At 40.6% G+C, this 23,667-nt stretch carries 23 protein-coding genes and 2 tRNA genes; 4 read left to right on the forward strand and 21 right to left on the reverse strand.

Annotated features, from left to right (window positions below; translation table 11 throughout):
- Nucleotides 1-23: 23 nt before the first annotated feature.
- Complete coding sequence (locus AC0NJP_RS10515) at nucleotides 24-890, reverse strand: LysR family transcriptional regulator (RefSeq protein WP_474039818.1); 867 nt, start codon at nucleotides 888-890, stop codon at nucleotides 24-26.
- Between the two features lie 443 nt (nucleotides 891-1,333).
- Here AC0NJP_RS10515 and AC0NJP_RS10520 point away from each other — a divergent pair, with 443 nt between their 5' ends.
- From AC0NJP_RS10520 to AC0NJP_RS10530, 3 genes are read left to right on the forward strand one after another with little or no spacing between them, the layout of a single operon-like run.
- Nucleotides 1,334-2,743 carry an anion permease gene (locus AC0NJP_RS10520; protein WP_474039819.1) on the forward strand — a complete coding sequence of 470 codons (1,410 nt, stop codon included), beginning with the start codon at nucleotides 1,334-1,336 and terminating at the stop codon, nucleotides 2,741-2,743.
- A 40-nt stretch (nucleotides 2,744-2,783) separates the two neighbouring features.
- Nucleotides 2,784-3,629 (forward strand): fumarate hydratase, encoded by an 846-nt coding sequence (locus AC0NJP_RS10525; RefSeq protein WP_474039820.1) that lies wholly within the window; start codon nucleotides 2,784-2,786, stop codon nucleotides 3,627-3,629.
- A 13-nt stretch (nucleotides 3,630-3,642) separates the two neighbouring features.
- Nucleotides 3,643-4,200, forward strand: a complete 558-nt coding sequence (locus AC0NJP_RS10530) for a Fe-S-containing hydro-lyase (protein WP_474699772.1) — start codon at nucleotides 3,643-3,645, stop codon at nucleotides 4,198-4,200.
- A 1,097-nt stretch (nucleotides 4,201-5,297) separates the two neighbouring features.
- Here the strand turns inward: AC0NJP_RS10530 and AC0NJP_RS10535 are convergent.
- From AC0NJP_RS10535 to AC0NJP_RS10585, 11 genes are all read right to left on the reverse strand, one after another.
- Nucleotides 5,298-5,510, reverse strand: a complete 213-nt coding sequence (locus tag AC0NJP_RS10535) for a transposase (RefSeq protein WP_474039822.1) — start codon at nucleotides 5,508-5,510, stop codon at nucleotides 5,298-5,300.
- Nucleotides 5,511-5,550: 40 nt separating this feature from the next.
- Entirely contained in the window at nucleotides 5,551-6,303 is a 753-nt protein-coding gene (locus tag AC0NJP_RS10540) for an ABC transporter permease (protein ID WP_474039823.1), read from the reverse strand.
- The gene (locus AC0NJP_RS10545; protein ID WP_474039824.1) at nucleotides 6,296-6,991 is read right to left on the reverse strand and encodes an ABC transporter ATP-binding protein; all 696 of its coding nucleotides are present in this window, start codon (nucleotides 6,989-6,991) and stop codon (nucleotides 6,296-6,298) included. The genes AC0NJP_RS10540 and AC0NJP_RS10545 overlap by 8 nt, the downstream gene beginning before the upstream one ends.
- Before the next feature lie 110 nt (nucleotides 6,992-7,101).
- Entirely contained in the window at nucleotides 7,102-7,302 is a 201-nt protein-coding gene (locus tag AC0NJP_RS10550) for a hypothetical protein (RefSeq protein WP_474039825.1), read from the reverse strand.
- A gap of 160 nt (nucleotides 7,303-7,462) precedes the next feature.
- Complete coding sequence (locus AC0NJP_RS10555) at nucleotides 7,463-8,908, reverse strand: ArnT family glycosyltransferase (RefSeq protein ID WP_474039826.1); 1,446 nt, start codon at nucleotides 8,906-8,908, stop codon at nucleotides 7,463-7,465.
- A 279-nt stretch (nucleotides 8,909-9,187) separates the two neighbouring features.
- Complete coding sequence (locus AC0NJP_RS10560; protein WP_474039827.1) at nucleotides 9,188-9,784, reverse strand: phosphatase PAP2 family protein; 597 nt, start codon at nucleotides 9,782-9,784, stop codon at nucleotides 9,188-9,190.
- A 169-nt stretch (nucleotides 9,785-9,953) separates the two neighbouring features.
- Nucleotides 9,954-10,646, reverse strand: a complete 693-nt coding sequence (locus AC0NJP_RS10565; protein ID WP_474039828.1) for a response regulator transcription factor — start codon at nucleotides 10,644-10,646, stop codon at nucleotides 9,954-9,956.
- Nucleotides 10,643-12,124: a sensor histidine kinase gene (locus tag AC0NJP_RS10570; RefSeq protein WP_474040065.1), complete on the reverse strand. Its 1,482-nt coding sequence runs from the start codon at nucleotides 12,122-12,124 to the stop codon at nucleotides 10,643-10,645. The genes AC0NJP_RS10565 and AC0NJP_RS10570 overlap by 4 nt, the downstream gene beginning before the upstream one ends.
- 588 nt (nucleotides 12,125-12,712) lie before the next feature.
- Complete coding sequence (locus AC0NJP_RS10575; RefSeq protein ID WP_474039829.1) at nucleotides 12,713-13,384, reverse strand: N-acetylmuramoyl-L-alanine amidase family protein; 672 nt, start codon at nucleotides 13,382-13,384, stop codon at nucleotides 12,713-12,715.
- A gap of 91 nt (nucleotides 13,385-13,475) precedes the next feature.
- The gene (locus AC0NJP_RS10580; RefSeq protein ID WP_474039830.1) at nucleotides 13,476-14,609 is read right to left on the reverse strand and encodes a phosphatase PAP2 family protein; all 1,134 of its coding nucleotides are present in this window, start codon (nucleotides 14,607-14,609) and stop codon (nucleotides 13,476-13,478) included.
- Between the two features lie 128 nt (nucleotides 14,610-14,737).
- On the reverse strand, nucleotides 14,738-14,953 hold the full coding sequence (locus AC0NJP_RS10585; RefSeq protein WP_474039831.1) for a hypothetical protein: 216 nt from the start codon (nucleotides 14,951-14,953) through the stop codon (nucleotides 14,738-14,740).
- A gap of 452 nt (nucleotides 14,954-15,405) precedes the next feature.
- Between AC0NJP_RS10585 and AC0NJP_RS10590 the strand changes: the two genes are divergently transcribed.
- Nucleotides 15,406-15,663, forward strand: coding sequence for a hypothetical protein (locus tag AC0NJP_RS10590; RefSeq protein WP_474039832.1), 258 nt, complete (start codon nucleotides 15,406-15,408; stop codon nucleotides 15,661-15,663).
- 257 nt (nucleotides 15,664-15,920) lie between these two features.
- On the opposite strand, the gene AC0NJP_RS10595 is transcribed toward AC0NJP_RS10590, so the two are convergent.
- The 9 genes from AC0NJP_RS10595 to AC0NJP_RS10635 form a co-directional block, all read right to left on the reverse strand.
- A tRNA-Gly gene (locus AC0NJP_RS10595) sits at nucleotides 15,921-15,994 on the reverse strand.
- Between the two features lie 14 nt (nucleotides 15,995-16,008).
- Nucleotides 16,009-16,085 (reverse strand) — tRNA-Pro (locus AC0NJP_RS10600).
- Between the two features lie 198 nt (nucleotides 16,086-16,283).
- A complete protein-coding gene (locus AC0NJP_RS10605) occupies nucleotides 16,284-17,507 on the reverse strand; it encodes an NAD(P)-dependent malic enzyme (RefSeq protein WP_474039833.1) in 1,224 nt (407 codons plus the stop codon).
- A gap of 102 nt (nucleotides 17,508-17,609) precedes the next feature.
- Nucleotides 17,610-18,653, reverse strand: a complete 1,044-nt coding sequence (citC, locus tag AC0NJP_RS10610; RefSeq protein WP_474039834.1) for a [citrate (pro-3S)-lyase] ligase — start codon at nucleotides 18,651-18,653, stop codon at nucleotides 17,610-17,612.
- Nucleotides 18,654-18,657: 4 nt separating this feature from the next.
- Nucleotides 18,658-20,196, reverse strand: coding sequence for a citrate lyase subunit alpha (gene citF, locus AC0NJP_RS10615; protein WP_474039835.1), 1,539 nt, complete (start codon nucleotides 20,194-20,196; stop codon nucleotides 18,658-18,660).
- Complete coding sequence (locus AC0NJP_RS10620) at nucleotides 20,193-21,065, reverse strand: HpcH/HpaI aldolase/citrate lyase family protein (RefSeq protein ID WP_474040066.1); 873 nt, start codon at nucleotides 21,063-21,065, stop codon at nucleotides 20,193-20,195. The genes citF and AC0NJP_RS10620 overlap by 4 nt, the downstream gene beginning before the upstream one ends.
- The gene (citD, locus tag AC0NJP_RS10625; RefSeq protein WP_474039836.1) at nucleotides 21,065-21,355 is read right to left on the reverse strand and encodes a citrate lyase acyl carrier protein; all 291 of its coding nucleotides are present in this window, start codon (nucleotides 21,353-21,355) and stop codon (nucleotides 21,065-21,067) included. Before citD ends, AC0NJP_RS10620 begins: the two co-directional genes overlap by 1 nt.
- 43 nt (nucleotides 21,356-21,398) lie before the next feature.
- Complete coding sequence (locus AC0NJP_RS10630; RefSeq protein ID WP_474039837.1) at nucleotides 21,399-22,331, reverse strand: alanyl-tRNA editing protein; 933 nt, start codon at nucleotides 22,329-22,331, stop codon at nucleotides 21,399-21,401.
- A 25-nt stretch (nucleotides 22,332-22,356) separates the two neighbouring features.
- On the reverse strand, nucleotides 22,357-23,610 hold the full coding sequence (locus AC0NJP_RS10635) for a methylaspartate ammonia-lyase (protein ID WP_474039838.1): 1,254 nt from the start codon (nucleotides 23,608-23,610) through the stop codon (nucleotides 22,357-22,359).
- Nucleotides 23,611-23,667: the final 57 nt, after the last annotated feature.

Consider the following 23,667-nt stretch of genomic DNA (forward strand, 5'->3'; position numbering starts at 1 on the left):
TAAAAGTGAAAGATCGTTTAAGTTTAAACCAATATTTCGTTAACTACAGCAAGAAAAGCCTGCCCTGCATGCGACAGATACCGATTCTTCTTAGTGGCAATTGCGTAATCAATCGATAAAGAAGTCTCTATTTGAATTGTGACAAGGGAACTATCACATAAATCCTGCGGCAAAATAGCAAGACCGGCGTTACAAGCCACAAGGCTTTTAATTGTTTGTACGTGATTAGATTCAAAAGCAATCCTCGGAAGTGTATTTTGTTTCTCAAATTCCTTAATAACCAGGTTTCGCAACAAACAGTTTTGAGAAAATAAAATAAGTGGCTCATCTACTAATTCATCAAGAAAAATAGAGTTCTTGCGCTTAAATTTATGATCTTTGGCGCAACAAACTACTAATTCTTGTGAAGTGAGAAGCGTATAATCAAGCAAATTATCATTCTCACCTAAAATAATAATTCCAAGATCAGCCCGATCCTCTATTAATAACTCTTGAACTGTCACAACGTTTTCTTCAATAAAAACGAGCTGAATATTAGGATGCCGTTCTCGAAACACTTTGAAAATGGTAGAAATTGTTTTCAAACCAGAAATCGGCGTAATAGCAATTGTCAGAACACCACTATTAAGATTTTTTAGTTCATTTATTTCGAAAATAGTTTTTGATACTCCGCTTATGATAGTTTCAACATGCTTACAAAATACCTGTCCTTCTGCGGTCAAGAAAGCCTGCTTTTGATTACGGTCAAATAATTGGATGCCAAGTTCTTCTTCCAAGCTACGAATCGCAGTGGTCACGGCAGGTTGTGATACGTAAAGACGTTCTGCAGCTCGTGTAAAGCTATTGGTCTTACTTACCATAAGAAAATATTCCAGTTGTCGTAATTCCATGTTTACTGCTCCTTGACGTGATATATTTCATTTTATCATAGGTGCTGTCATTAAAAGAAAAAAGCGCGATAAGATAATTTTATAATAAAATAAATAAAATTTATGAACCGTTGTAAAAAGTGATAAAACGACTAAGTGTATATATAAAAATATAGTTAAAGCGTTTTTATAATCTCAATTTATTATTTTATAAATTAAGATTATAAAATAATAAATTACTCTTAATTCACTGATGATTTTTAAACTGTTAACATTAAACAAGATAATTGCTCTTTGCATATTTCATGGAGCAAGTGAGATTTATATTCGGTAAGGAGGTCTAAGTAACGACATAAAAGCCATGTGAATAGCTGCAAATCAGCCTGTATAATGATCTATTTAGCATCAAAGTTAGCTGGCTTACAGCACAAATGCTGGGAAGTCAATAAGGAAGGGATATTAAAATGAACGGAACTATACGCAAGGGATTACTCGTTTTAGCAATTGGTGCTATTATTTGGTTCTTGCCCGCTCCGGCAGGTTTAAGTGTAAAAGCCTGGCACTTATTTGCTATTTTTATTACTACGATTTTAGGTTATATTCTCCAGCCTCTGCCAATTGGGGCAATTGCTTTGATTGCAGTTACTTTTTCGGCTTTGTCGGGAACGCTTAAAGTAAATGATGCCCTAATGGGTTATGGTAATGGGACTATGTGGCTGATTGTTTCAGCATTTTTATTTGCCCGAGGCTTTATAAAAAGCGGCTTGGGTAAAAGAATAGCCTTTGTTGTTATAAAGCTTATTGGTAAGTCTTCTTTGACGTTAGGTTACGCAATTACCCTTAGCGATCTTATTATATCTCCCGCAACTCCATCTAGTGCAGCTCGGGCAGGCGGAATTATTTTTCCGATCATCAAAAGTTTGTCTTCAGCACTGGGATCTGAACCTGGTGCTACAGCACGTAAATTCGGCGCATACATCATGCTAGTGGAATATCACGCCAATGCAATTACCTGTGCTATGTTTATGACTGCTATGGCAGGAAACCCATTAGCAGTAGAGCTGGCTTCTAAAACAATCGGTATTCAGCTTACTTGGGCAAACTGGGCTGTCGCAGCCGTTGTTCCTGGTCTTATTTCACTGCTGCTAATCCCCTACTTGCTTTACAAACTTTGCGCGCCAGAATTAAAACAGATGCCTGATGCGAAAGATTTAGCGATAAACGAACTAAAAGCAATGGGTCCTATGACAAAAATAGAAAAAGTCGTGGCCTTCGTATTTATCGGCGCCATGCTACTGTGGGCCACAGCAGAAATTACCAAGCTTGATGCAACCGTTGTAGCCATGTGTGCCGTATCTGTACTCGTTATTTTTCAAGTTCTCCGCTGGGATGATATCCTTTCGGAAAAGGGAGCTTGGGATACCTTATTTTGGATGGGTTCGCTGGTCGCTTTGGCAACAGAACTTGCAAAATCCGGTTTTATCGCCTGGATTGCCAAAACCGCAGGCGCCGCAATTGCAACAGCTAACTTCCCCTGGCTTACAGCCTTTATTATTTTGATTGTCATTTATGTATATTCTCATTATGGTTTTGCTAGTGTTACCGCCCATATTAGCGCTATGTATGCAGCTTTTCTTGCCATCTCCGTTGGCGTAGGTGTACCGCCTTTACTCGCCGCATTGGGATTTGCCTTCTTATCTAATGTTATGATTCCTTTGACCCACTACAGTGGCGCCGCCGGACCAATTCTTTTTGGCGCTGGCTACGTAACACAAGCTGAATGGTGGCGGCTTGGTTTTATTCTCACCACAGTAAATGTATTAATCTGGCTTGTCATTGGCGGTGCATGGTGGAAATTCTTAGGTCTATGGTAGTAAAACATAAATAATACGGAAAATCATAGGAGGCTTATAAATGAAAGAAATCCAAGTTGCAGATATTACAAAGCTGGTGTGCCAAATGATTAAAACATCGGGCACAGAGCTTCCACTTGATGTTTGCCAGGCAATTGAAAAATATCGAGAAACAGAGCCATCAGCAGTAGCAAAAAATATTTTGGGATTGTTAAGAGAAAATGCCGAAATTGCCCACAATGAAAAAATACCGCTCTGTCAAGATTGCGGTCTTGCCTTCTTTTTTCTAGAAGTGGGCCAAGATGTTCATTTTGTTGGCGGTAGCTTAGAAGACGCGATTAACCAAGGCGTTGCCCAAGGATATACAGAAGGCTTTTTACGTAAATCCGTTGTTGCAGAGCCATTATTTACTCGAGTAAATACAAAAAACAATACCCCTGCCATTATTTACACAAATTTTGTTCCTGGTGAACAAGTAAAAATCAAGTTAGCAACTAAAGGATTTGGTGCCGAAAATAAAAGCGTCGTCAAAATGCTTGTTCCTGCCGATGGAATTGAAGGAGTCAAAAAGGTAGTTTTAGATACGGTAAAAGAAGCAGGTTCTGCCGGATGTCCGCCCTTTTTAGTTGGAGTTGGTATTGGCGGTTCTCTTGAATATTCCGCTTTATGTGCAAAAAAAGCTGCAATCCGCAGTATTGAAAGTCGAAATCCTGATCCACAGTATGCCGCACTTGAAGATGAATTATTAACGCTTGTTAATAAAACCGGAGTAGGTCCACAGGGGCTAGGCGGAAAAACTACAGCTTTAAAAGTAAATATTGAATGGGCGCCTACCCATATTGGCTCAATGCCAGTAGCAGTGAATCTAAATTGCCATGCAATAAGACATGTTGAAATGATATTATAGGAGGTAGTACACTGTGAGCCAAAGTATTCAAGTCTCGATTCCTTTAAGTGAAGTAGTTGCTCGTTCTCTTAAGGCCGGCGATGAGGTATTAATTTCCGGTAAAATATTTGTTGCCCGGGACGCTGCCCATAAGCGCATGATGGAAGCAAACAAGGCCGGAGAACCCTTACCAGTAGATTTTACTGAAGGAGTTATTTATTATATGGGACCGAGTCCGGCTTTGCCAGGCCATGCCATAGGAGCGGCCGGACCAACCACTTCCAGTCGTATGGATAAATACACTCCTATGATAATAAAACAGGGTCTTAAAGGCATGATTGGCAAAGGTCAACGTTCTAAGGAAGTTATAAATGCAATGAAAGAACATGGATGCGTTTACTTTGCAGCAATTGGCGGCGCTGGCGCTCTAAACTCTAAACGTATAAAAAGTTATAGTATTATTGACTATGCTGATTTAGGGCCTGAGGCACTTGCAGTGATTGAAGTTGAGAACTTTCCCGTAACGGTTGTGATCGACTGTAATGGCGGCAATCAATATACGGCGGGCCAAGCAGAATACGCTGAATTGTAAGCGAAGTGCTCTGGGTATTTATAAGTCATATAATAGGTTACTTATCATTCTTTAGTAATTCAATTATAGATTCTATCGGAATGACACAAAGTATTTAAAACGGCGAAATTCCTAATTCGCCGTTTTTTCTTTGTCAAATATATAAAAATCCCTCACCATTAGAAACTAAAACATAATCAAAATTCTATTTTAAACCGCTACCCTATTTTTCATCGTGTTTATCCATTTTTCCGCAATAAGGTGCAAATAAGGTATAAACGCAAAAAAACAGACCTTACGGAAATTCCGTAAAGTCTTAAATCTACTCTGGAGCGGGTGAAGGGAATCGAACCCTCGTAACTAGCTGAACTAAACCAGAAGCAACGTACAAAAAATAAAACTCCCCGAGGTAGAATAACTTGAAATTACGCAAACTGGCATCGTTTTTTATACGGTGTCAGTTTTATTTTTAATTGAATACGTTCAAAGATATTAAACAGAGTGTTTCAAATTACGTTTTATCTCAAAGAAAAATGAAATAAATATAGGGCTTAGACAAGTCGCTAAGCCCTATATTCTGCGGCAAAAAACAATGGTTAAATTAGCCATCTTACATTTGAAATTTACTATCTTCTGACGAACAAAATACTAGTTGAAAATCATATGGCAAGGATTTCATGTGATTACATACTTCCTGATAGAACACTTATATATTGTCCTGCTCATTAAAAGCAATCACAACAATTGAAATAAGTTGATGTCTGGCTGCTCCTATTTAAGATGCTCTTCATAACCCAAAACAGCTTTTTAAGTACAATTTGGGGAGTATCCCTCATTTTGTGCAAACGCCAATTGGTATAAAAAGAGCATATGCTTTTATAGGGGCAAAACAGTCATCTGGACTGGTTGCCCCTTGTTTGCATTATACGAAAAAGTTCCTCACTGTCAAGTCATTCAAGTCTGTCAGCAAAAAATATTTCTAATTGGGAATGAATTTGCCCCCAGTCTCTACGGCGGCCTGTCCATTTTTTCATAATATCTATCATTGCTAAATACAGTATTTTTAGCAAGCTGTCATCCGTGGGGAAAACTGATTTAGACTTCGTAACCTTACGAAACTAACGATTAAAGTTTTCTATTGCATTTGTGGTATAAATTAGCGTTCTTACTTCTTGTGGATATTTAAAATAAGTAGATAAATGAACCCAATTCGCTCGCCAGGACAGCGCAATTTGGGGGTATTTACCACTCCATTTTTCATCAAATGCATCAAGTTGATATAGTGCAGTTTGTTCATCAATAGCAGCATAAACCAGCTTTAGATCACCCATTAACAATTTAATATCTTTATACGAAACATATTTCGTTGAGTTACGAATCTGATTTCAGTTGTATCAATTTATTGAAAAATGTTTTATAAGCCCAAAAACTTGCCAAAAAAGCAGTAACAGACACTGCTCCGGTTAACATAAACGCGACAATAATTTGATATTTAATAGCGTTCACCGGTGCTACTCCCGCTAAAATAAGGCCGGTCATCATACCTGGCAACTGCACAATTCCTAGAGTTTTCATCGAATCAACCGTTGGTAACATAGCAGTTCGAACCGTATCCCTGATAATAGTCAGCGAAGCCTGTTTCGCAGTAGCCCCCAAACACAATTTAATTTCTATCTCGTCTCTTTGTTTTTCGAATCTTTCCCTCAAACTGTTAAAAACTAGACCAGTTGCAACCATAGAATTCCCTACAATCATTCCGCTAATTGGAATTACTTCACTAGGCTGATACGTAACAACCCCAAACAAAAGCAAACTTCCCAATGTAACAACTAGACCGATAAACAAAGAAATATAAGCAATCCTTACAGCATGATGAATACCGCGCCCGCGCTTCGCTGCAACAGTCGCGGCATTATAAATCATAATCAGTAAGAGAATTGTTGTAACTCCATAATTATTCAAATGGAAGATATAAGTTAACGCAAATCCGATTAAAGTGAGTTGTAAAACTGCCCGAATACTACCAACAATAATTTCTTTTTCCAAGCCAATTTTATTTTTATAAGATAGCCCTAGAGTCAGGATAATCAAACTGAAAGTCATGGCTAGAGAAGTATCACTCATGCGGGCACCTTCTTCCTAAAAAATAATCACTTTTGCTTCCAAAAAAGTGGAGATGGCCATTTTTTATAAACAATATTTTTTGTGCCAACCGTTCTGCTTGTTGCAAACTGTGCGAAATAAACAAAATTGTCATCTGACGCTGTTCATGCTGTTTTCGGATGAGTTGTTCAATAGCAAGCGTATTTTCCTCATCAAGCGAAGAAGTCACCTCATCTAAAAGTAAAACTTTAGGCTTAATCAAAAGCGAACGAATCAATGCTATACGTTGCTGCTCTCCGCCAGAAAGGTCATGATTTTTCTTCAGTTTAATGCTCTCTGGCAAATTAGCCTCTCGTAAATACTGATCGATTTCTTCCTCATCTGGCTTTTGTTTGGCCAGTTGATAAGGATATATCAAGTTATCCATAACAGAATTGCCAAAAAGGTATGGCTTTTGAAAAACATATCCGATTTCCCGACGAAGCATTGTTGGCTGATAAGATAAAATATCTTGCTCCCGATAAAAAATTTTGCCTAACGTAGGACTTTGCAATAAATTAATCATACGAAACAGAGATGTTTTACCTGAGCCTGAGTTTCCCATTACGACGACTATGTCACCACAGTTTACCTGAAAAGACAGAGAGTCTATGATGCGTTTTCCTGCAAATTCTAACCCGATAGCAACAATTTTAAGCAACGAATCCATACGCTTCACCTCCATCAATAAAATTCTTTCTACTTTGAAAAATCCCTCGCATCCCTTTTAATAGATTTAGTGGTGAAGAAGAATTCTTCTCCACCACTAAAAAGCCAGGATTATACTTTCATGTCAACCTTTGTGCCAAGGTTTGGTTGTGCATTTGCCTGCAAAGACTTTGATTTGACAGCGTCATCAGCACCTGTTCCATTATCGTAATCACCGTCATTATCTTTGACTCTCGTCATACTGGCGGTCGTGCTTAATGCTTGATGAAGCGGCGCATACTGCCCGCCTGTTGAAACAGCTCCTATATTCATTCTACTCTCCCCCCTCTTTTTTTGTATTTATTTTAATAGCCTTGTGAAATCGCTTTCATCAAGACTAGAATAAACCCACACCGCTTAAATTCTTCTTATTCATGTTTCTATACTACTTGTTCATTAACAAATTCCCTCACTTATCGGATGAAAACGGTTCCTAATGCGCCGGATGAAAATAAATGGTTGCCTTTGGCAGGGCTGCAATATAGGTCCATTCATCAGCCTGAAAGTATTGACTAAACTGTCCATAATTACGTTCATCCAGAATAAGATAGATATTTTTATCACGCGGCAGCTCTTCGAAAGCAATGAAAGGCATCACATTTTTACTGCTCCAGCTCATGGCCTTTGGCGCAACTTGCTCTAATTCCGCCTTGTGGACAAGATTATAAACTGGTCTATTCCCATAAAAAACAGCTGATGCTTTATAGTCACCGTAGCTTACAATCATGTCGCCAGACTGTATCTGCTCGTTCAAAATGGCAGCAATCGCTTTGCCTGAATAACTGTTATTACAAAAAGGAATGGCCACAAACCAAGTGATTATCACATAAAAGCCAATACTTCCCCAAGCGATGCCTTTAACAAGTCTTGTATGAGTATAAAGAAGACGGGCTGTCAAAACGGCAATTGGCAATAACGCTGGCAGCGTATAAGTTGTATATTTTGTCGCCATAGATTGATAAAATCCATTGATCAGAACTGCCCATAACAGCAAAAAGAGAGTCGTCTGATCAAGAGCAGGCCATCGTCTACTACGCCAGTATTTTATAAATGCCATGGGCAGGCTAAAACACCACGGAAAAAAACCTATAAAGAAAATAGCTGTATAGTAATACCACACATTAAAGCCCGGATGCTCTGACACAGTAGCTCGTAATACATTATGAACACCTAAAAATGTATCAAGAAAAATCGGTCCATGTAGCTGATACATCGCATAGTACCAACTCACACCAGTTATAAGAAAAATGGCAGTACCAGCCAATAATTTCATCTGTTTGATTTCGCCAAAATCCCGACGGCAAATAAGAAATACCGTCACAATGAGTCCAGGGAGTAAAATACCGATAGGCCCTTTCGTAAGAACAGCAAGGCCGGCAAATAGATAGCAAAGATAGTAATACTTTTTATTAACCCCTCTATAAGCCAGATAAAAGCAGACAAGTACAGCATTAAAAAAAAGAAATAATGTCATATCGGTAATGACTGTTTTAGAAATTAGCCAATATTCAAAAGAAGTTCCTAGGATAATTGCAGCAAACAATCCTGTTTTTGCATTATAAATAGTCCGGGCAAAACCATATGTCATCCCCATACCAAGAATACCAAAAACAGCAGGAAAAAATCGCGCCGCAAACTCGTTAACACCAAATAATTGAAATGCAGCGATCAATTCCCAGTAAAAGAAAACCGGTTTATCATACCAGTAGTTTCCATATATCCGTGGTGACAGGTAATCACCAGACCGAAGCATTTCTGATGCTGTCAATGTATAATTTGATTCGACGGGATCGGTAATGGCAATCAGAGAATTACCAAAGAAAAACAATACTAAGCCTAAAACAAAAAGAAGCAACAAATGTTTTCTTGTCGTTGTCATACTTAACTCCTCAAATCGGAACGGACTTTTTTATTGCTCTTCTGTCGTATATACCATAAAAATAAAATCGTCAAAATTCCGCCAACAAAAGCAATAGCAGTCTTATGTCCAATAATAACCAATACGTTCCAACTTTCTCCTAATAAAATTCCAGCCCATAAAAGCAGTGCAGTCCAGGGAAGTGATCCTAGAAAGGTATAGCATAGAAATTTCTGACTATTAACCTTTCCAGATCTAGAAAAAAAGTATTAAATAATTCCATGAGCTCCTCCTTTTACATTATTGCTTCACAGTTCGACTACCGTAAAATGGCGCGATGGCACCACTCCTGATTTTTCGCCAGATAAAAGGAACATAACGTCCCATGTAATAAGCGGCCCATCCTGCCAGAAACCCAAACACAACGCCAGCCAAAACATCACTAGGATAATGCACAAATAAATACAACCGGGAAAAACCAATCGCAGCGGCCAAAGCTATCGCCGCTAGCCCCGCGCGCCTATTTCTAAAAAAGATAGCGGTGGCAGCAGAAAACGATCCGAATGTATGGCCTGAAGGAAACGAATAATCTGTCGGTAATGGAGTTGCAATAGCCAGCGATACCCAGGGATACTCGATACAAGGCCGCAACCGTTCCACTATATGCTTTAAGATACCATTTCCGACAATCAAGCTAATTGCAAGAGCAATAAACACGGCGATGCCAGTTGAACGATATTTTTTCATGGCCACTAAGGCTAAGCCAATGGCAATCCAGATGGCTCCTACATCCCCTAAATTTGTAATAAATACCATATATGGGGTTATTCCCGGCATAACCAAATGCGCTTGTATCCAAAACAATATACTTTGATCTGTCATGCTAAACCATTCCATCTTAATTCTTCCTCTCAGTTTGATGAACTCAGTATAGATGGCAAATCTAAACAAAAGCTAAACAGAATAAAAACATTTCTAAAACTTTTCCAATAAAGAAAGCAAGCTGTTTGACCTGATTCTTGTCAGATCAAACAGCTTGTTCCTAAGCAATTACAATATATGATCACTAGCATCTATGAAAGCGATATCCGGCTCCCCAAACCGTTTCAATGTAGATCGGTTTTGTCGAATCAGGTTCAATTTTTTCACGGATGCGGTTAATATGAACCATCACTGTAGCCGTATCGCCCACAGCCTCCATTCCCCAAACTCGATCAAAGAGTGTTTCTTTACTAAATACGATTCCGGCATTTTCTGCTAAAAATACCAGCAATTCAAATTCTCGATTTTTTAAAACTACGTCTTCGCCATGAAGTACTACACGGCGTGCTTTAGGATAAATCTCTAACTCGCCAAAACGCAGACTTGTCCCGCCAACATCTCCGCCGCCAGTCAATCGTTCATATCTCGTAATATGCGCCTTAACCCGCGCCACCAGTTCACTGGGGCTAAAAGGCTTTACAACATAATCATCAGCACCAAGTCCCAAGCCCCTTATTTTATCAATATCTTCCCGTCGCGCCGACACCATTAGAATCGGTGTATTTTTTTTAGTCCGAATCTGGCGACAAACGTCAAATCCATCGACTTGCGGCAACATAAGATCCAGTATAATGAGATCATAATCTTCGAGCAACGCTCTTTCCAATCCGGTTTTTCCATTATCAGTGATTTCCACATAAAATCCATTGGCTTCCAGATAATCTCGTTCTAACTCCGCAATACTCACATCATCTTCAATGATTAATATTTTTTTCAACGTTCCATCCCCCCTTGTATCGGCAGTGAAATACCTATAGCCAGACCGCCAATCCTACTCTTTTCCGCCCAAACAGCGCCTCCCATTGTCAAAATAATTTTCTTTACAATACTAAGTCCCATGCCGCTTCCCTTGCTTACGTTCGTCCGCGCTCGGTCAGTTCGGAAAAAGCTTTCAAATAAATTAGGAATATCTTCATCAGAAACGCCGCAGCCATCATCGCTAAATAAGAGAATCGCTTCATTAGAATTATTTGCTTTTAGCGCAACAATCAATTGCCCAACCTCATTTTGCTTATATTTTATAGTGTTTTCTACTATATTTTCAATGACCCGCTGAAATTGGATGCGATCAATTGCTACTACGGCACAAAGACCGTCTGTTTCAAAATTAACATTCACGCCGCGTTTTGCCAAACGCTCTCTATTTTCTTCTATATAATCAGCGAAATAGTCTTGTAGCTGAACTGATTCTAAACAAAAATTTTCCTGTCCAAGATCTAATTTAGAAAACAAAAATAAACGTTCAACCAAAGATTCCATCGTGCAGGTTGTTTGGTAAATGCGGCTCAGGTAACGTTCTCGTTTTTCTTGTGTATTAGCAATTCCATCTAAAAGACCGCTGGTATAGCCTTTGATTGTTGTCAAAGGCGTAGAAAGATCGTGCGAAATGCCAACGATAAGCTCTTTGCGATTTTGCTCATAACGTTCCTGTATCTGTCTGGCCTCTTTCAATTGTACTCTCATTGCATCAAATTCCCGGCAGGCAATACCAAGTTCATCTTTTGCATCAACAGAAATCGCATAGTCCAAGTTGCCTTGACTGATTGCTCCGGCAGCGCGCCGTAATTCTTGTAAAGGTTTTACAATTTTCCGTGATAACCGTCGTGAAAGAAAAACCCCCGTGACAATAATAATTGCTATCGTTATGGCACTGACAAGCAACGCCATAATTTCCAATACATTTTTAGCAGTCGCCTCTGACAAGCTCCCCCGCACCAATAATGGAACATCGCCTCTGGCTATTACTACTAGATTACTTCGCACCGATCTATAGCGAAAAGCAAACCCCTCTTCGTCCCAAAGTAAAGCCGATCCATTACCTCTGTAACGTTCTTGTATTTTTTCGATCAAATATGGCAATTCTGTCCCTTTTGTTATATAAAATACTTGGCTGTCATCGGTAACAGCAACTTGTATTCCTTGTTCCTCCAAAGCTTCACAGGCTTCGAGAATTTCATGAAACTTTGGCCCGTTTTTCCGGTCCAACTCTGCCCGCAAAGAACTAACAGCCAACTGAATCGATAAGGAAGGTCCTGTATCAGGCCACAACAAAGCAATTTCACTGCGCCGAGCATTGCCAGACATTCTCAAACCAATTACAATACTAGTGACAATTACCAGGATTAATACGACTGGAATCAAAACCATCATAAAATTAAATAACATAATCTTTTTTCGGACAGATATATTTCGCATTTTCACAGTATGAATCATCTCCTTGCGATTCTTGAGCCGATTTTCTCCTGGATACACTCTCATCACTAAGTATACGGTAAAAATGTAAACAAATCCTAAACTAAAAATATTTTATCGCCCTACGGTGGCTTCTTTTATTTGCTTCATAATAAAATAAAGTTGAACAGTTAAAAAAAATCCATCTTACCATTTTTCTCAAATGGTAAGATGGGAGTTATCACACAACCATAATCAAATTTGTAATCTTTGACGATAGTATTTGTCTCTTTACATACATAAAGCCCCCCCAAACGGCCCCAACGCATACATGAGCATTTTTTAAACTGCTAAACAATGACATTGCTCATTCGGCTCGGAAAAACCAACATTTTACTTTCCTTGCATTTTCTTGAATTTAGAAAGTTCTTCAATATCTTTGTAAATCAAGCATTTCAGAGGCTATATCCTACTTAACTCGTTCTGAATTTTCCCCATCATTTGCTATAGAAACACTTTGTTTTTCATCATTTTTTCAAAACCAAGCAGTGCTAACCAGTTTTTTGTTTTTTCTTCATAATCCCATTCCTCAGTATCCAATGTGAACTATCTTCAATTTGAATAAAACAATTTAATTCCTGCAGCTATCGCATTAGCAATTTTATGCTGGTATTCCGGCTCTTGCAATAACTGATACTCTCTTGGATTTGTAATAAACCCAACTTCAATTAAAGCAGCAGGCACCTTATTGCGTCGTAATACGAAAAAGTCACCTGACCTAGCCTGATTACAAATTGGAGTCACTGTTTTTAGTTGTTTTTGAATTGCTATAGCGAGTTCTTTCCCTTTTCCAGATTTCCCCCAATAATAGCATTCAATTCCGTGCTTTTCCGGATTCTTATTGCTATTTGCATGAATACTTACAAAGAGGTCTGCCTGCGATTCTTGAATCGCTTCTAACCTAGCGTAAAGATCTCGATGATACCGACCTCTTACCCTAGTATTATCGCATAAGTCGCTCAATTCGCGATCTATATCTCGTGTCATAATAACCTTATAATTATATTTTTGTAAAAGATCTCTAACTTGAAGGGCAATCGCAAGATTAATATTCTTTTCTTCTATACCAGGTCGATTAGCTCCCGGATCAATACCACCATGCCCGGGATCTATCACAATGATCTTTCTTAATTCTCCCTGATCCGCACCTAAATTTAAATTAGGCACAGCTAAAAATCCCCATATAATGACCGGGATTAAGATAATTTTACTAATAAGCCCCATATTCGTAAAAACCTCCAGTGCAATTATATGCACTGGTTAAAAAATAAAGACATCTGAATAGTAAAGCAAAATAAGTCGCTTTCCTAGACGACTATCTTTCTGTGCCTTCCCACCACAAAAGAAAAGATATGCAAAAAGCCAACCACATGGACCCTATAGCATAGCCCGCTATAACATCAGTAGGGTAGTGAACACCTAAGTAAACACGGCTTATTCCAACAACTACCACCATTGCCATTGTAAGAACAACGACGACTATTTTTTTGTGCCAATTGGTGCTAGAACGCATAAGTAAAAAAGCGACCATACCATAAAAGCACAGAGTTGCAAGCGCATGGCCGCTAGGAAAACTATATCCTATTTCGGGAACTACCCAGAATGCCTCTGGTCTTGCACGATGAAATAAATTCTTCAATAAAGAACTTAATACTGCTCCTCCGGCTAAACAAATAGCCATACTCATAAGTTCTTTCCAGCGCTTGCTATAAATAAGAACCAGCAATGCAAGTCCTACAAGTACAATATAACTAGTACCAAACCCCAGGTCAGATAGGCCTATCATCACTTTATCCATATAGGGATTGGAAAAATATCTGATAAGCCAAATAAAACTATCATCAAATAATACAAGAGTATGGCGAAATAGAGTATTCCATGCAATTTCACTAAACAAAGCTAACATTAAGCCGCTAATCAATAAGCCGATAGTTACATAAATAAACGGCCAACGCTTTTCTACATAGAACAATTGCCTCTCTATATTCGAATACCATGAAGTTTTTCTTAAGAGTAGATAAATAAACCAAAGAAAGAGTGGTAAAACAATAAGGATGAAGGCTCCCAAGCCTAGTAAAATTGCTACCAAAAATGGAACAAGAGGATGTCCTTGCGGTGCTATAATCCATGGAATCCGTTCAACTATTGCTCCATCTTCTATCTGCACATCGCCGCCTAATATTATAATCTGCCCATCAACGATTGCTCCATTTTTGATTGCTAAGTTACCATCAATAACGATGACACACTTTCTGACTTGGCCAAAAATAGTGCCCTCGCCTCCGGCCACCATGAAATCATTGACGATTTGATCTGATGACAAAATAGAGCTAGTGTGTGCAAAAAAACTAGGGATTTCTTTGTTTGCAGCTAATACATGATTAAAAGAAAAGAGTGATATTACGATCCCGTAAATTATCACATGAATAAATGGCCTATAATATTTCACACGGTACCTCCCAAGTTAGAATTAGTATACTTTGCATAACGAAATTCAATTCTGCCTGGTTGACGGAAATCATCTTTATTAGATTTTGCGGCAATTAATTGCTACTATATGAAGAAATCAATTCCAACCTAAAATACTAATTCCAACCTATAAACTACTTTAAAAACCATCCATAGAAAAATTAATATTATTCCCAACATGCCACCGCCCATGCTCATTGTTTCAATTCCCAACTTATCTTCAAGGTCATAATTGGTTATTATACAATAGGCACGAAGAGATAGAAATTGAGCTACTAATAAAATGCCCATACTTGCTAAGACCTTCTCAATGGTATTAAACAAATCTTATCCCTTCCCTATCTTATCCTTTTGTGCAAAAATACAACTGAACTATGTATATAGTTTCCTTAAGTTAGGATAATAACTCTTTAAAGACTAATTACAATAAAAACATAACTTGGGCAAAATTACCTTACGCGAGTTTATGCTAAAAATTTTTGTATATTTTTTTAATAACTTTGCTTATATATAGATTTTGTGTCAAATCTACACACCGCGAATATAGGAATAAAAGAGCAGCTATTGAGGCCTCCCCCTCAATAGCTGCTCTTTTGGATCGGCTACACTTCTTCAATATTCGAAGATGAGGCAATTCCTGATGATCAAATATTAATTAAACAATTTATAGAAGAATTTACTATTGACACCTATGATCTAAGCAAAGCAAATATTGAAAATCATCTCGATAAAAATACCACGGTTCGCACCATAGATTTTTATGCTACCTACATAGAATGGCTAAAATCTCAAACACTCCCCTATCCTTAACACCGCAAAAATTAAATGCCCTATTAAGAAATATTTATGGAGATCGCAAAGATAAAACCGAATTAGAAAAACGAGTTTATAAACACAATAATAGAGGCGCAATATGTATTATGGGATTAGAACTAAATAAAGAAAAACTTAAAGAATACTTTACTTCCTGCAAAAATTCTAAAAAAGATACATTTGGCCAATACTTATTGGATTTATTGTCACCATATCTTTAATAGTTACTTAAAAAGAAAAAGGCGTTGTGGAACAATCCCACAACGCCCTGACTATTTTTAGATTCACTTATTGATCATTTTTATAATATATAATTTAAAATTCACCCAATATCAAACTACTTGTCAAATCAGTTTTTCCTCATATTTTCATTTATTGTTATTGGTTTTCAGTTATTTTTTCGCAATAAGGTGTAAATAAGGTGTTATAGCAAAAAAACAGGCCTCACGGAAAGTACCGTGAGGCCTTGATTTTACTATGGAGCGGGTGAAGGGAATCGAACCCTCGTAACTAGCTTGGAAGGCTAGCGCTCTACCATTGAGCTACACCCGCATACTGTTTTTATATGGTCGGAGCGGCAGGATTCGAACCTGCGACCCCCTGGTCCCAAGCCAGGTACTCTACCAAACTGAGCCACGCCCCGATCAACGACTTACTTAGTATACCAGAGATATTTTTATTTGTCAACTTCTTTTTTCCAAGATCGTATTTTGTACTTTCTCGCTTAGCAGAAGTTTTCTTTCAAGTTATCCCCGACAAGATAAAATTATAGCATAGGACCATAGTTATGTCAATACGTATCCTATGCTATAATTACTAAAATTTTAAAATTTAAAATTGATTACCGTTTTACCCGTTTTGCTGTATTTTCCCGAATCACTTCAGGATCTACTGTAATGCGGGCAACGCCAGTATCCATAGCTGCTTTGGCTACAGCAGCTGCTACAGCAGGAGCTACACGAGGATCAAAAGCATCAGGAAGCACATAGTCTTCGCGAAGTTCTTCATCCGTTACCAAGCCAGCAATAGCATAAGCTGCGGCAATTTTCATTTCTTCATTGATCTGACGAGCGCGAACATCTAAAGCGCCGCGGAATACGCCAGGGAATACAGTAACATTATTAACCTGGTTCGGCGCATCGCTGCGGCCTGTTCCAGCTACAGCCGCGCCAGCTGCTTTCGCATCGGCATAGCTGATTTCTGGCACAGGATTCGCCATAGCCAACACAATCGAACCGGAATTCATCGTTGAAACAATTTCTTTTGTAAATACATTTGGTGCTGAAACACCCAAAAGCACGTCGGCACCTTTAGCAATGTCAGCCAAGAAGCCTTTGATTTTATTTTTATTTGACCGTTTTGCTAAATCTTGTTGAATGCGGTTTAAGCCTTCCATACCATCATACAAAGCGCCATCGCGATCAATGACAAAAAGGTTTTCTGCCCCAGCATTAACAATAAGACGAGCAATAGCGGAACCAGCAGCACCAGCGCCATTTACAATGATCTTCGCTGTTTTAATATCTTTCTTTACAAAACGCAACGCACCGATCAAAGCCGAAAGAGCGGCAATTGCCGTACCATGCTGATCATCATGAAATACAGGAATATCCATGATTTTCTTTAGCTCATCTTCTACATCATAGCATTTTGGCGAAGAAATATCTTCTAAATTGATGCCGGCAAAATTAGGCTGCAATAAGCGAACTGTTTCAATAATCTTTGCAGGGTCTTTGGTGTCAATACAGATTGGCACCGCATCCACATCCGCAAAAGTTTTAAATAAAACGGACTTTCCTTCCATAACCGGAAGCGCCGCTTCTGGCCCAATGTCGCCAAGGCCCAGTACGCGAGTTCCATCAGAAACAACAGCAACCATGTTACCACGGCAAGTATATTCAAAAGACAAATCTTTATTTTCCTTAATGCGTCGGCAAGGTTCAGCAACGCCCGGCGTATAAGCAATGCTTAACTCATGACGGTTTGTTACAGGCACCTTACTGGCAACAGCTAGTTTACCTTGGTATTTTTTATGCATTTCTACTGATTCTTCATTTAAATCCACAACACTTCCCCCTCATGAATGAGTTAGCAGCCCCATACTTTCTAAATAACTGCTTCTATGTATATTGTATAGAAAAGTGGGACAATATTCAACCCATTCTGACTAATGTCGCGTGGAAAAGGTGCGAATTTTTTCAATAATCACTTTTGCCTGATCAGACTGTAAATATTCATATGTAGTTTCCGGCACAATGGCAGCGATTTCGGCTATTTTTCCTTGCCGAATTAGTTCGCGAACTTTCGAAGCGCTAATCGCCTCATCATCCTGAGCTAAACGGCGGACTACTTTTACTTCGATGCCATGCTGGGGCAAAACAACCGCTAAAGCACTATTATATGCTCTAGTTACTTCACAATAAGGCTCTTCGCCTACATAACGCACCGTTGCTTGCAGCGTTGGAGCAATATGCACAGCAAAAAGTTTAGCATCCAGCTGGGTTTGCGCCGTCACAGCATCATTCCCTTTCACAAAGTAATCAGGGAAAGTAGCCCGCGATACCGTATAGGGACCACTTGGCACAACGCGAACATTCGCTAGATGTTTCACCCCTGCCTTGACAAGTTCATAGCGAACGGCAAACGGAAACGCAGACTGGTCTTCACTGACGACAAGCACGACTACCGAATCACACTCTCTCGCTGCCTGTTCGATAATTGCCTGATGGCCTTTCGTAAAGGGATTGCAATTCATCACCAGAACAGCCCGCCGCCCTGGGGGCAGATCGGCAGTCTGCGCCGCAAGATCTTGCTTATAGTTCGCAATCGACGGAAGGCCCGTTTCCAGCAGCGCCGCTTTTTCGACTTCGCAGAGCAAAGCAAAACCAAGCTGCGTAAAAAGTTGGACAATTTTCGGTTTTGTAAATAAAAATGTGTGAAAATGACCACGCCTTGCCGCTTCGCTCAGTAAATGAGTCACTACTTTACCAGTAAGATTTTCACCTTGGTAATTTTCATCTACCGCAAAATTACGAAGCACAGGACCGCTAAGCGATCCTGTGGCTATCAAAGTATCGTTATCCATGATGGCAACGGTATAATCAACTTGACCATCAAAAGATAACTCGAAAGGAGCAAGAAAATCTCTGATTTCCGCAACTTCCTTCTGATTATTTAGATTTACAACTCTCTCCGTAAAGGAATTCCACATATCATTACCTCACAACTTTGCGAACCACATCAATGATCGTTCCGTCGCGATACTCAACAAGAGCAACAACAGGACCGTCATGGGGGATCGCTTTCGGTTTTCCTGCTATTTTCTCCGCTTTTGCTTTTAATTCCTCTATGGATTTTACGGGAAGCTTCCGTTTTAAGAGAGCTTCTGTTAGTTCCGGACGCTTAGGATTCACTGCAATTCCCCGTTCGGTAACAAGTATATCAATCGTTTCACCTGGCGTAGTCGCTGTAAGCACTTCATCAACAATGATCGGTAACCGACCGCGAATTAAATTTGCTACAACAATCGTTACTTTAGCGCCAGCCGCTGCGTCGCTATGTCCGCCAGAACCGCCCATAATTACGCCGTCAGAACCAGTTACAACATTAACATGGAACTTCGTATCAATTTCGGTAGCGCCTAAAATCACTACATCAAGCTGATTTACAGCACAACCTTTATTAAAGGGGCTGGCATAGCCGCCCGCGCTGATTTCGAGATGATTGGGATTCGTCGCAATGGAATGAACCGCTTCCAGATCAAAGCCCTGTACGTCAATGATCTTTTCAAACAAGCCTTCTTCCAGCATATTAACCATGAAACCAGTAATGCCGCCTAAAGCAAAACTGCCTTTTACCTGGCGTTCCTGCATCATTTTTTTCACAAAAGCCGCTGTAGCCAGCGAAGCGCCGCCAGCGCCTGTCTGGAAGGAAAACCCGTTTTTAATAAAGCCAAGAGCATCAATGACTTTTGCGGCAGATTCCGCAATTTTTAAAGCAACAGGATCTTTTGTCACTTTCGTCGTACCTGATACAATCCCCTTAGGATCGCCAATCGAATCGACTTTGACGACATAATCTACTCTCGTCTGAGGAATCGAAACAGGAGCAAGCGGATACGCTTCAATATGATCTGTCACCGCAACAACAACATCGCCGTATTCAGCATCAGGCATAGCATAACCAAGCGAACCACAAGCAGCCTGCCCAGCCACGCCATTTAGATTCCCGTAAGGATCTGCTGCTGGAGCAGCCACAAAAGCCACATCAATATGAAGCTGGTCGCACTCAATGGCTCTGGCTCTACCGCCATGAGTACGGAGCATAACTGGTTCGGTGAAAAGACCTTCCGAAACAGCCTGCGCTACAGGGCCAGACATATAATTGGTATCTAACTTGGCGACAACGCCTTGTTTTACATAGTCAACGAGCGGCGCATGAACCGGAAAAACCGAACTTAACGCAATGGTTAAATTCTTCAAGCCAAGCTTGGCAGCTACGGCTAGCACCTGATTGACAACACCGTCGCCATTACGCAAATGGTGATGGAATCCTAATGTCATTCCGTCGCGGACAGGAATCGCTTTAAAAACGGCTTCCAAACTGTCAAATAGTTTGTCTTCGCCAGGGTGAATCGTTTTTACCGGCGGTGCAGCGCGACGCATTGTCGGCGGTGTCTCAAAGGCTCCTTGAAAGGGCTGTAAAGTACGTCCAGCCAACTCTGTTGGTACTTCTCTGCCAATACTATTTTTCATAGCGCATCTTCCCCCTTGAGTCCTAACCGTTCTGCCAGAAAACGAATCGTCTGCGCCCGACTCACAACAGGAGCATCAACCATTTTCCCGTTCAAAGACGCCACACCGGCTCCTTCCGATTCGGCTTTTTCAATAGCGGCAATCACTTGATCAGCCCAGATAATATCTTGAGGCGATGGATTGAAGACGGAATGAATCGAATCGATTTGCCGCGGATTAATGCTCAATTTCCCTTTGAAGCCAAGACGTTTTGCTAGCATCGTATCAGCGATTAAGCCTGCTTCATCAGCCGCATCAGTAAAGGGTGTATCAATCGATTGGATTCCGGCGGCAGCTGCCGAATTGATGACTTGCGTCCGAGCTGAGAAAATTTCATTGCCTTCTTTCGTCCGCTTCGCTCCGAGCGCTGCCGTGTAATCTTCCGCCCCTAAGGCAAGAGCCACAATCCGCTCATGGGCTTTCGCAATTGAATAGGCTTCGGCAATTCCTTTCGGCGTTTCTAACAGAGCAATAATCTTGACCTCTCCCGGCGTTTTTTCTGCCGTTTCAATCAGGCGTACTGCCGCTAAAATATCATCAGGACTTTCTACCTTGGGTAGTAGCAATGCCGAAGGACGGCAAGCAACAATGGCCGGAATATCTGTTTTCCCAAAAGTGTCCAGGGGATTTACCCTGACAATGGTCTCGCTTTGTTCATAATCTACTGTTTTTAAGGCCTGAGATACAAGAAACCGAGCAGCATCCTTTTGGTTAGGCGCTACAGAATCTTCTAAGTCTAAAATGACACCGTCGGCACCAAATACACCGCCGTTTTGCAACATTCCCGGATTATTCCCCGGCAAAAAAAGCAAACTTCTCCGAAGCGAAATCATGCCATCGCCTCCTTTATGGTCACACCGGCTCTGGCTAAAACTGCCAGCATTCTAGCCCGGATCGTACAATCTAACGCACCGCGATCATGGGCTTGCACCAAAATATCGGTTACATTCTGCTCCTGCGCTACAGCCAGAAGAACCGCTTTAATCTGATCGCCAAATTGCAGTAGAACAGCACTTGTCAACTCAATCTGGATGCCGCTGCCGGCAGCCGCTGGCGATAAAGTAATTTGAATATCATTTGATTCCAAGGTCCCCGCCTGGGCAGGTTGAAGCTTTTGCATCGAGTCTGCCTCCTCTTTTCCATTGTGACGGGTGCCGCTATACTTATCGAACCGAGTAGCTCAAAGCGGCAAAGCCGTCTAAATCATCAGCTTTAGGGCCGACAATTCCAATAATCAAATAACTCTTGGTCTTAGGATCATAAGTATAATGGTGAACAAGCCGGAAATTTTCAATGTCTTCCGTATTTTTCACATGAGTCCGTGGCCCGGAACAATCCCATAAATCTTTCCCAATTCGGATATGAGCCTCATCGTGATAACAAACTTTGACCCCGTCATCAATGAGGTCCTTTACTTTTTTCTCCACTTCTGCCAAATCGGCTTCGATGTTTAAAGGATACTCAAGAACAAAGCCATGATGCACATCACGATGACTAAAATCTAAAATGGCATTATAGTCGTTGCGCAAAATCATAGCTGTCAAATCTTCCGCCGTATGAGCCATTTTCCGATACCGCAGTGTATGAGTAACAACTTCCAGCACCTCTTGCGGCAAGGGGCCGAAAACCGTTGGTCTTACCGCAATGACCTCGCCACCTACGCCAAAGAGCACGTCAGCGTTGACTTCTAGGGCTGGATATAGAAGATCAAAATGTTCCACAATAACCCGCTTGCCATGAGATAGAGCCTTTTGCACGGCTTCCGCCAAAACATGAAGCTGCGTAAACGCCATTTCGAAACGGATATCAACATGATAGGTATGACTGTTAAAAAAGCCTTTATCAATATTCTTGAGTAGTGGCAAAGGTCGAATATTAACGCCATCATCATCGTTTGTCAGTTCAAGTCCCGGAAACATGCCTTTGACGAGAGAAGATTTGCCTGCTCCCGGGCCGCCGATAATGCCGATAAGGCGATCTAAGGGAGATAAATATCTTTCGCTAAGCTGTTGTCCCAGGTCATAAATCCGATTGCGGCCCCGCGGCGCAAAATAACTGGCATACATCAAATGATCGCCAAGCATCATACTTCTCATGAATGAATCCTCCTGAAACTTTTGTTTATTTGTTTTTACGAGCCTTGCGAACAGCCAGGATACGCTGCATTTCATTATAGACAATCATGAGACCTTCATCGACGCCCATACCTGGTTTAGCCAGCATCTGTGCTGGTTGGGTCGCCATAGCCACATGCACGCAGACTTGCGCGCTACGATCTGTTTCGTTGCAAGTACCGCCTTGATAGGCGCCAACGCCTTTTTCCTTGCAATATAAGACAGCTTCAATAATGTTATTGATACCGCCAAGATCCGGTGTCTTAATCTGCAGCATATCGCCAGCTTTCCGGTCAGCAAAATCTTTGATGTCTTCGTAAGTATTGCACCATTCATCGGCAACTACTTCTACCTGGATATTTTCTTTATGAAGTTTTGCCGTAAGCTCGGTAAGAGCTTTCATCTGGCCTTCCCGTTCTTCTACATCCATTGGACCTTCGATGCGAAGTTTTAACGGCGCAGCGGCCTGTTCAAGACTACGGAAATATTCGACCATAGCGTCAATATTCCCTTTAAAAGCAAGACCAATGGTACCATAAACATCAATATGCAGCGTAGGCAGATAGGCTTCATCAGTGCGCAGTTTTAAGACGCGGTTTTTTAACCAAGTTACATAATCAAGAAGGAGTTCACCTTTTTCACCAAGTTTTTCTTTGACATTATTAATAAGCGCATGCGGCAATACCTGCGCACCTTTAATGATCATTTTATCGGCATTATCATAACGGTCATCGCCAGACTGCGTAAAAATAGGAATTTCGCGATCGCTGACTGTAGTGTTGTATTCGTCGGCAATGACTTCGCACATCAATTGATGTTTTGCTTTAGCGACTGCGTCCAAAATGGCCTGAGTTACGCCATAACGCAGCGCTGTGTGAATCCGTTTGCCTGTATTGGCATCAGCTAAACTATCAATTTCTTCGGCAAGCGCTTTAAAAGAGGACAACTCGCGGCCTAAAAGGCGTGGCCGAATTTGCTGTTCAATGACTGGAATAAAATCGTCAGCTAAAAAAACGGGATCCCGTCCGCCAGCACCGCTATATTGCACAGCGGCGCAATCGCCGTAAGCCACCTGACCATCTTCTAATAAAATCGTAACAGATACAGCTTCCCCGGCTTGACGAATCGCCTTAAACCCTGGCGTAATCGGCGTACCTGCATAGGTAAAGCCTTCATGTACAGCATTATTTTTAATCGCTCTCTGGTCATCAAAATAAAAACCTGTTAAACTACGGGAACAAATCACATCAACAATTTTCATAACTCCATCTCCTGACTTTTTATCGTAGATTTATGAACGGAAACTAGGCAGAGCCCG

The sequence above is a fragment of the Pelorhabdus sp. sgz311002 genome (assembly GCF_056134285.1).

Coding starts and splice junctions, on each gene's coding strand:
- AC0NJP_RS10515 (WP_474039818.1), bottom strand. CDS start 890: ATGGAATTACGACAACTGGAATATTTTCTTATGGTAAGTAAGACCAAT.
- AC0NJP_RS10520 (WP_474039819.1), top strand. CDS start 1,334: ATGAACGGAACTATACGCAAGGGATTACTCGTTTTAGCAATTGGTGCT.
- AC0NJP_RS10525 (WP_474039820.1), top strand. CDS start 2,784: ATGAAAGAAATCCAAGTTGCAGATATTACAAAGCTGGTGTGCCAAATG.
- AC0NJP_RS10535 (WP_474039822.1), bottom strand. CDS start 5,510: ATGGGTGATCTAAAGCTGGTTTATGCTGCTATTGATGAACAAACTGCA.
- AC0NJP_RS10540 (WP_474039823.1), bottom strand. CDS start 6,303: ATGAGTGATACTTCTCTAGCCATGACTTTCAGTTTGATTATCCTGACT.
- AC0NJP_RS10545 (WP_474039824.1), bottom strand. CDS start 6,991: ATGGATTCGTTGCTTAAAATTGTTGCTATCGGGTTAGAATTTGCAGGA.
- AC0NJP_RS10550 (WP_474039825.1), bottom strand. CDS start 7,302: ATGAATATAGGAGCTGTTTCAACAGGCGGGCAGTATGCGCCGCTTCAT.
- AC0NJP_RS10555 (WP_474039826.1), bottom strand. CDS start 8,908: ATGACAACGACAAGAAAACATTTGTTGCTTCTTTTTGTTTTAGGCTTA.
- AC0NJP_RS10560 (WP_474039827.1), bottom strand. CDS start 9,784: ATGGAATGGTTTAGCATGACAGATCAAAGTATATTGTTTTGGATACAA.
- AC0NJP_RS10570 (WP_474040065.1), bottom strand. CDS start 12,124: ATGCGAAATATATCTGTCCGAAAAAAGATTATGTTATTTAATTTTATG.
- AC0NJP_RS10575 (WP_474039829.1), bottom strand. CDS start 13,384: ATGGGGCTTATTAGTAAAATTATCTTAATCCCGGTCATTATATGGGGA.
- AC0NJP_RS10590 (WP_474039832.1), top strand. CDS start 15,406: ATGGCTAAAATCTCAAACACTCCCCTATCCTTAACACCGCAAAAATTA.
- citC (WP_474039834.1), bottom strand. CDS start 18,653: ATGTGGAATTCCTTTACGGAGAGAGTTGTAAATCTAAATAATCAGAAG.
- citF (WP_474039835.1), bottom strand. CDS start 20,196: ATGAAAAATAGTATTGGCAGAGAAGTACCAACAGAGTTGGCTGGACGT.
- citD (WP_474039836.1), bottom strand. CDS start 21,355: ATGCAAAAGCTTCAACCTGCCCAGGCGGGGACCTTGGAATCAAATGAT.
- AC0NJP_RS10630 (WP_474039837.1), bottom strand. CDS start 22,331: ATGAGAAGTATGATGCTTGGCGATCATTTGATGTATGCCAGTTATTTT.
- AC0NJP_RS10635 (WP_474039838.1), bottom strand. CDS start 23,610: ATGAAAATTGTTGATGTGATTTGTTCCCGTAGTTTAACAGGTTTTTAT.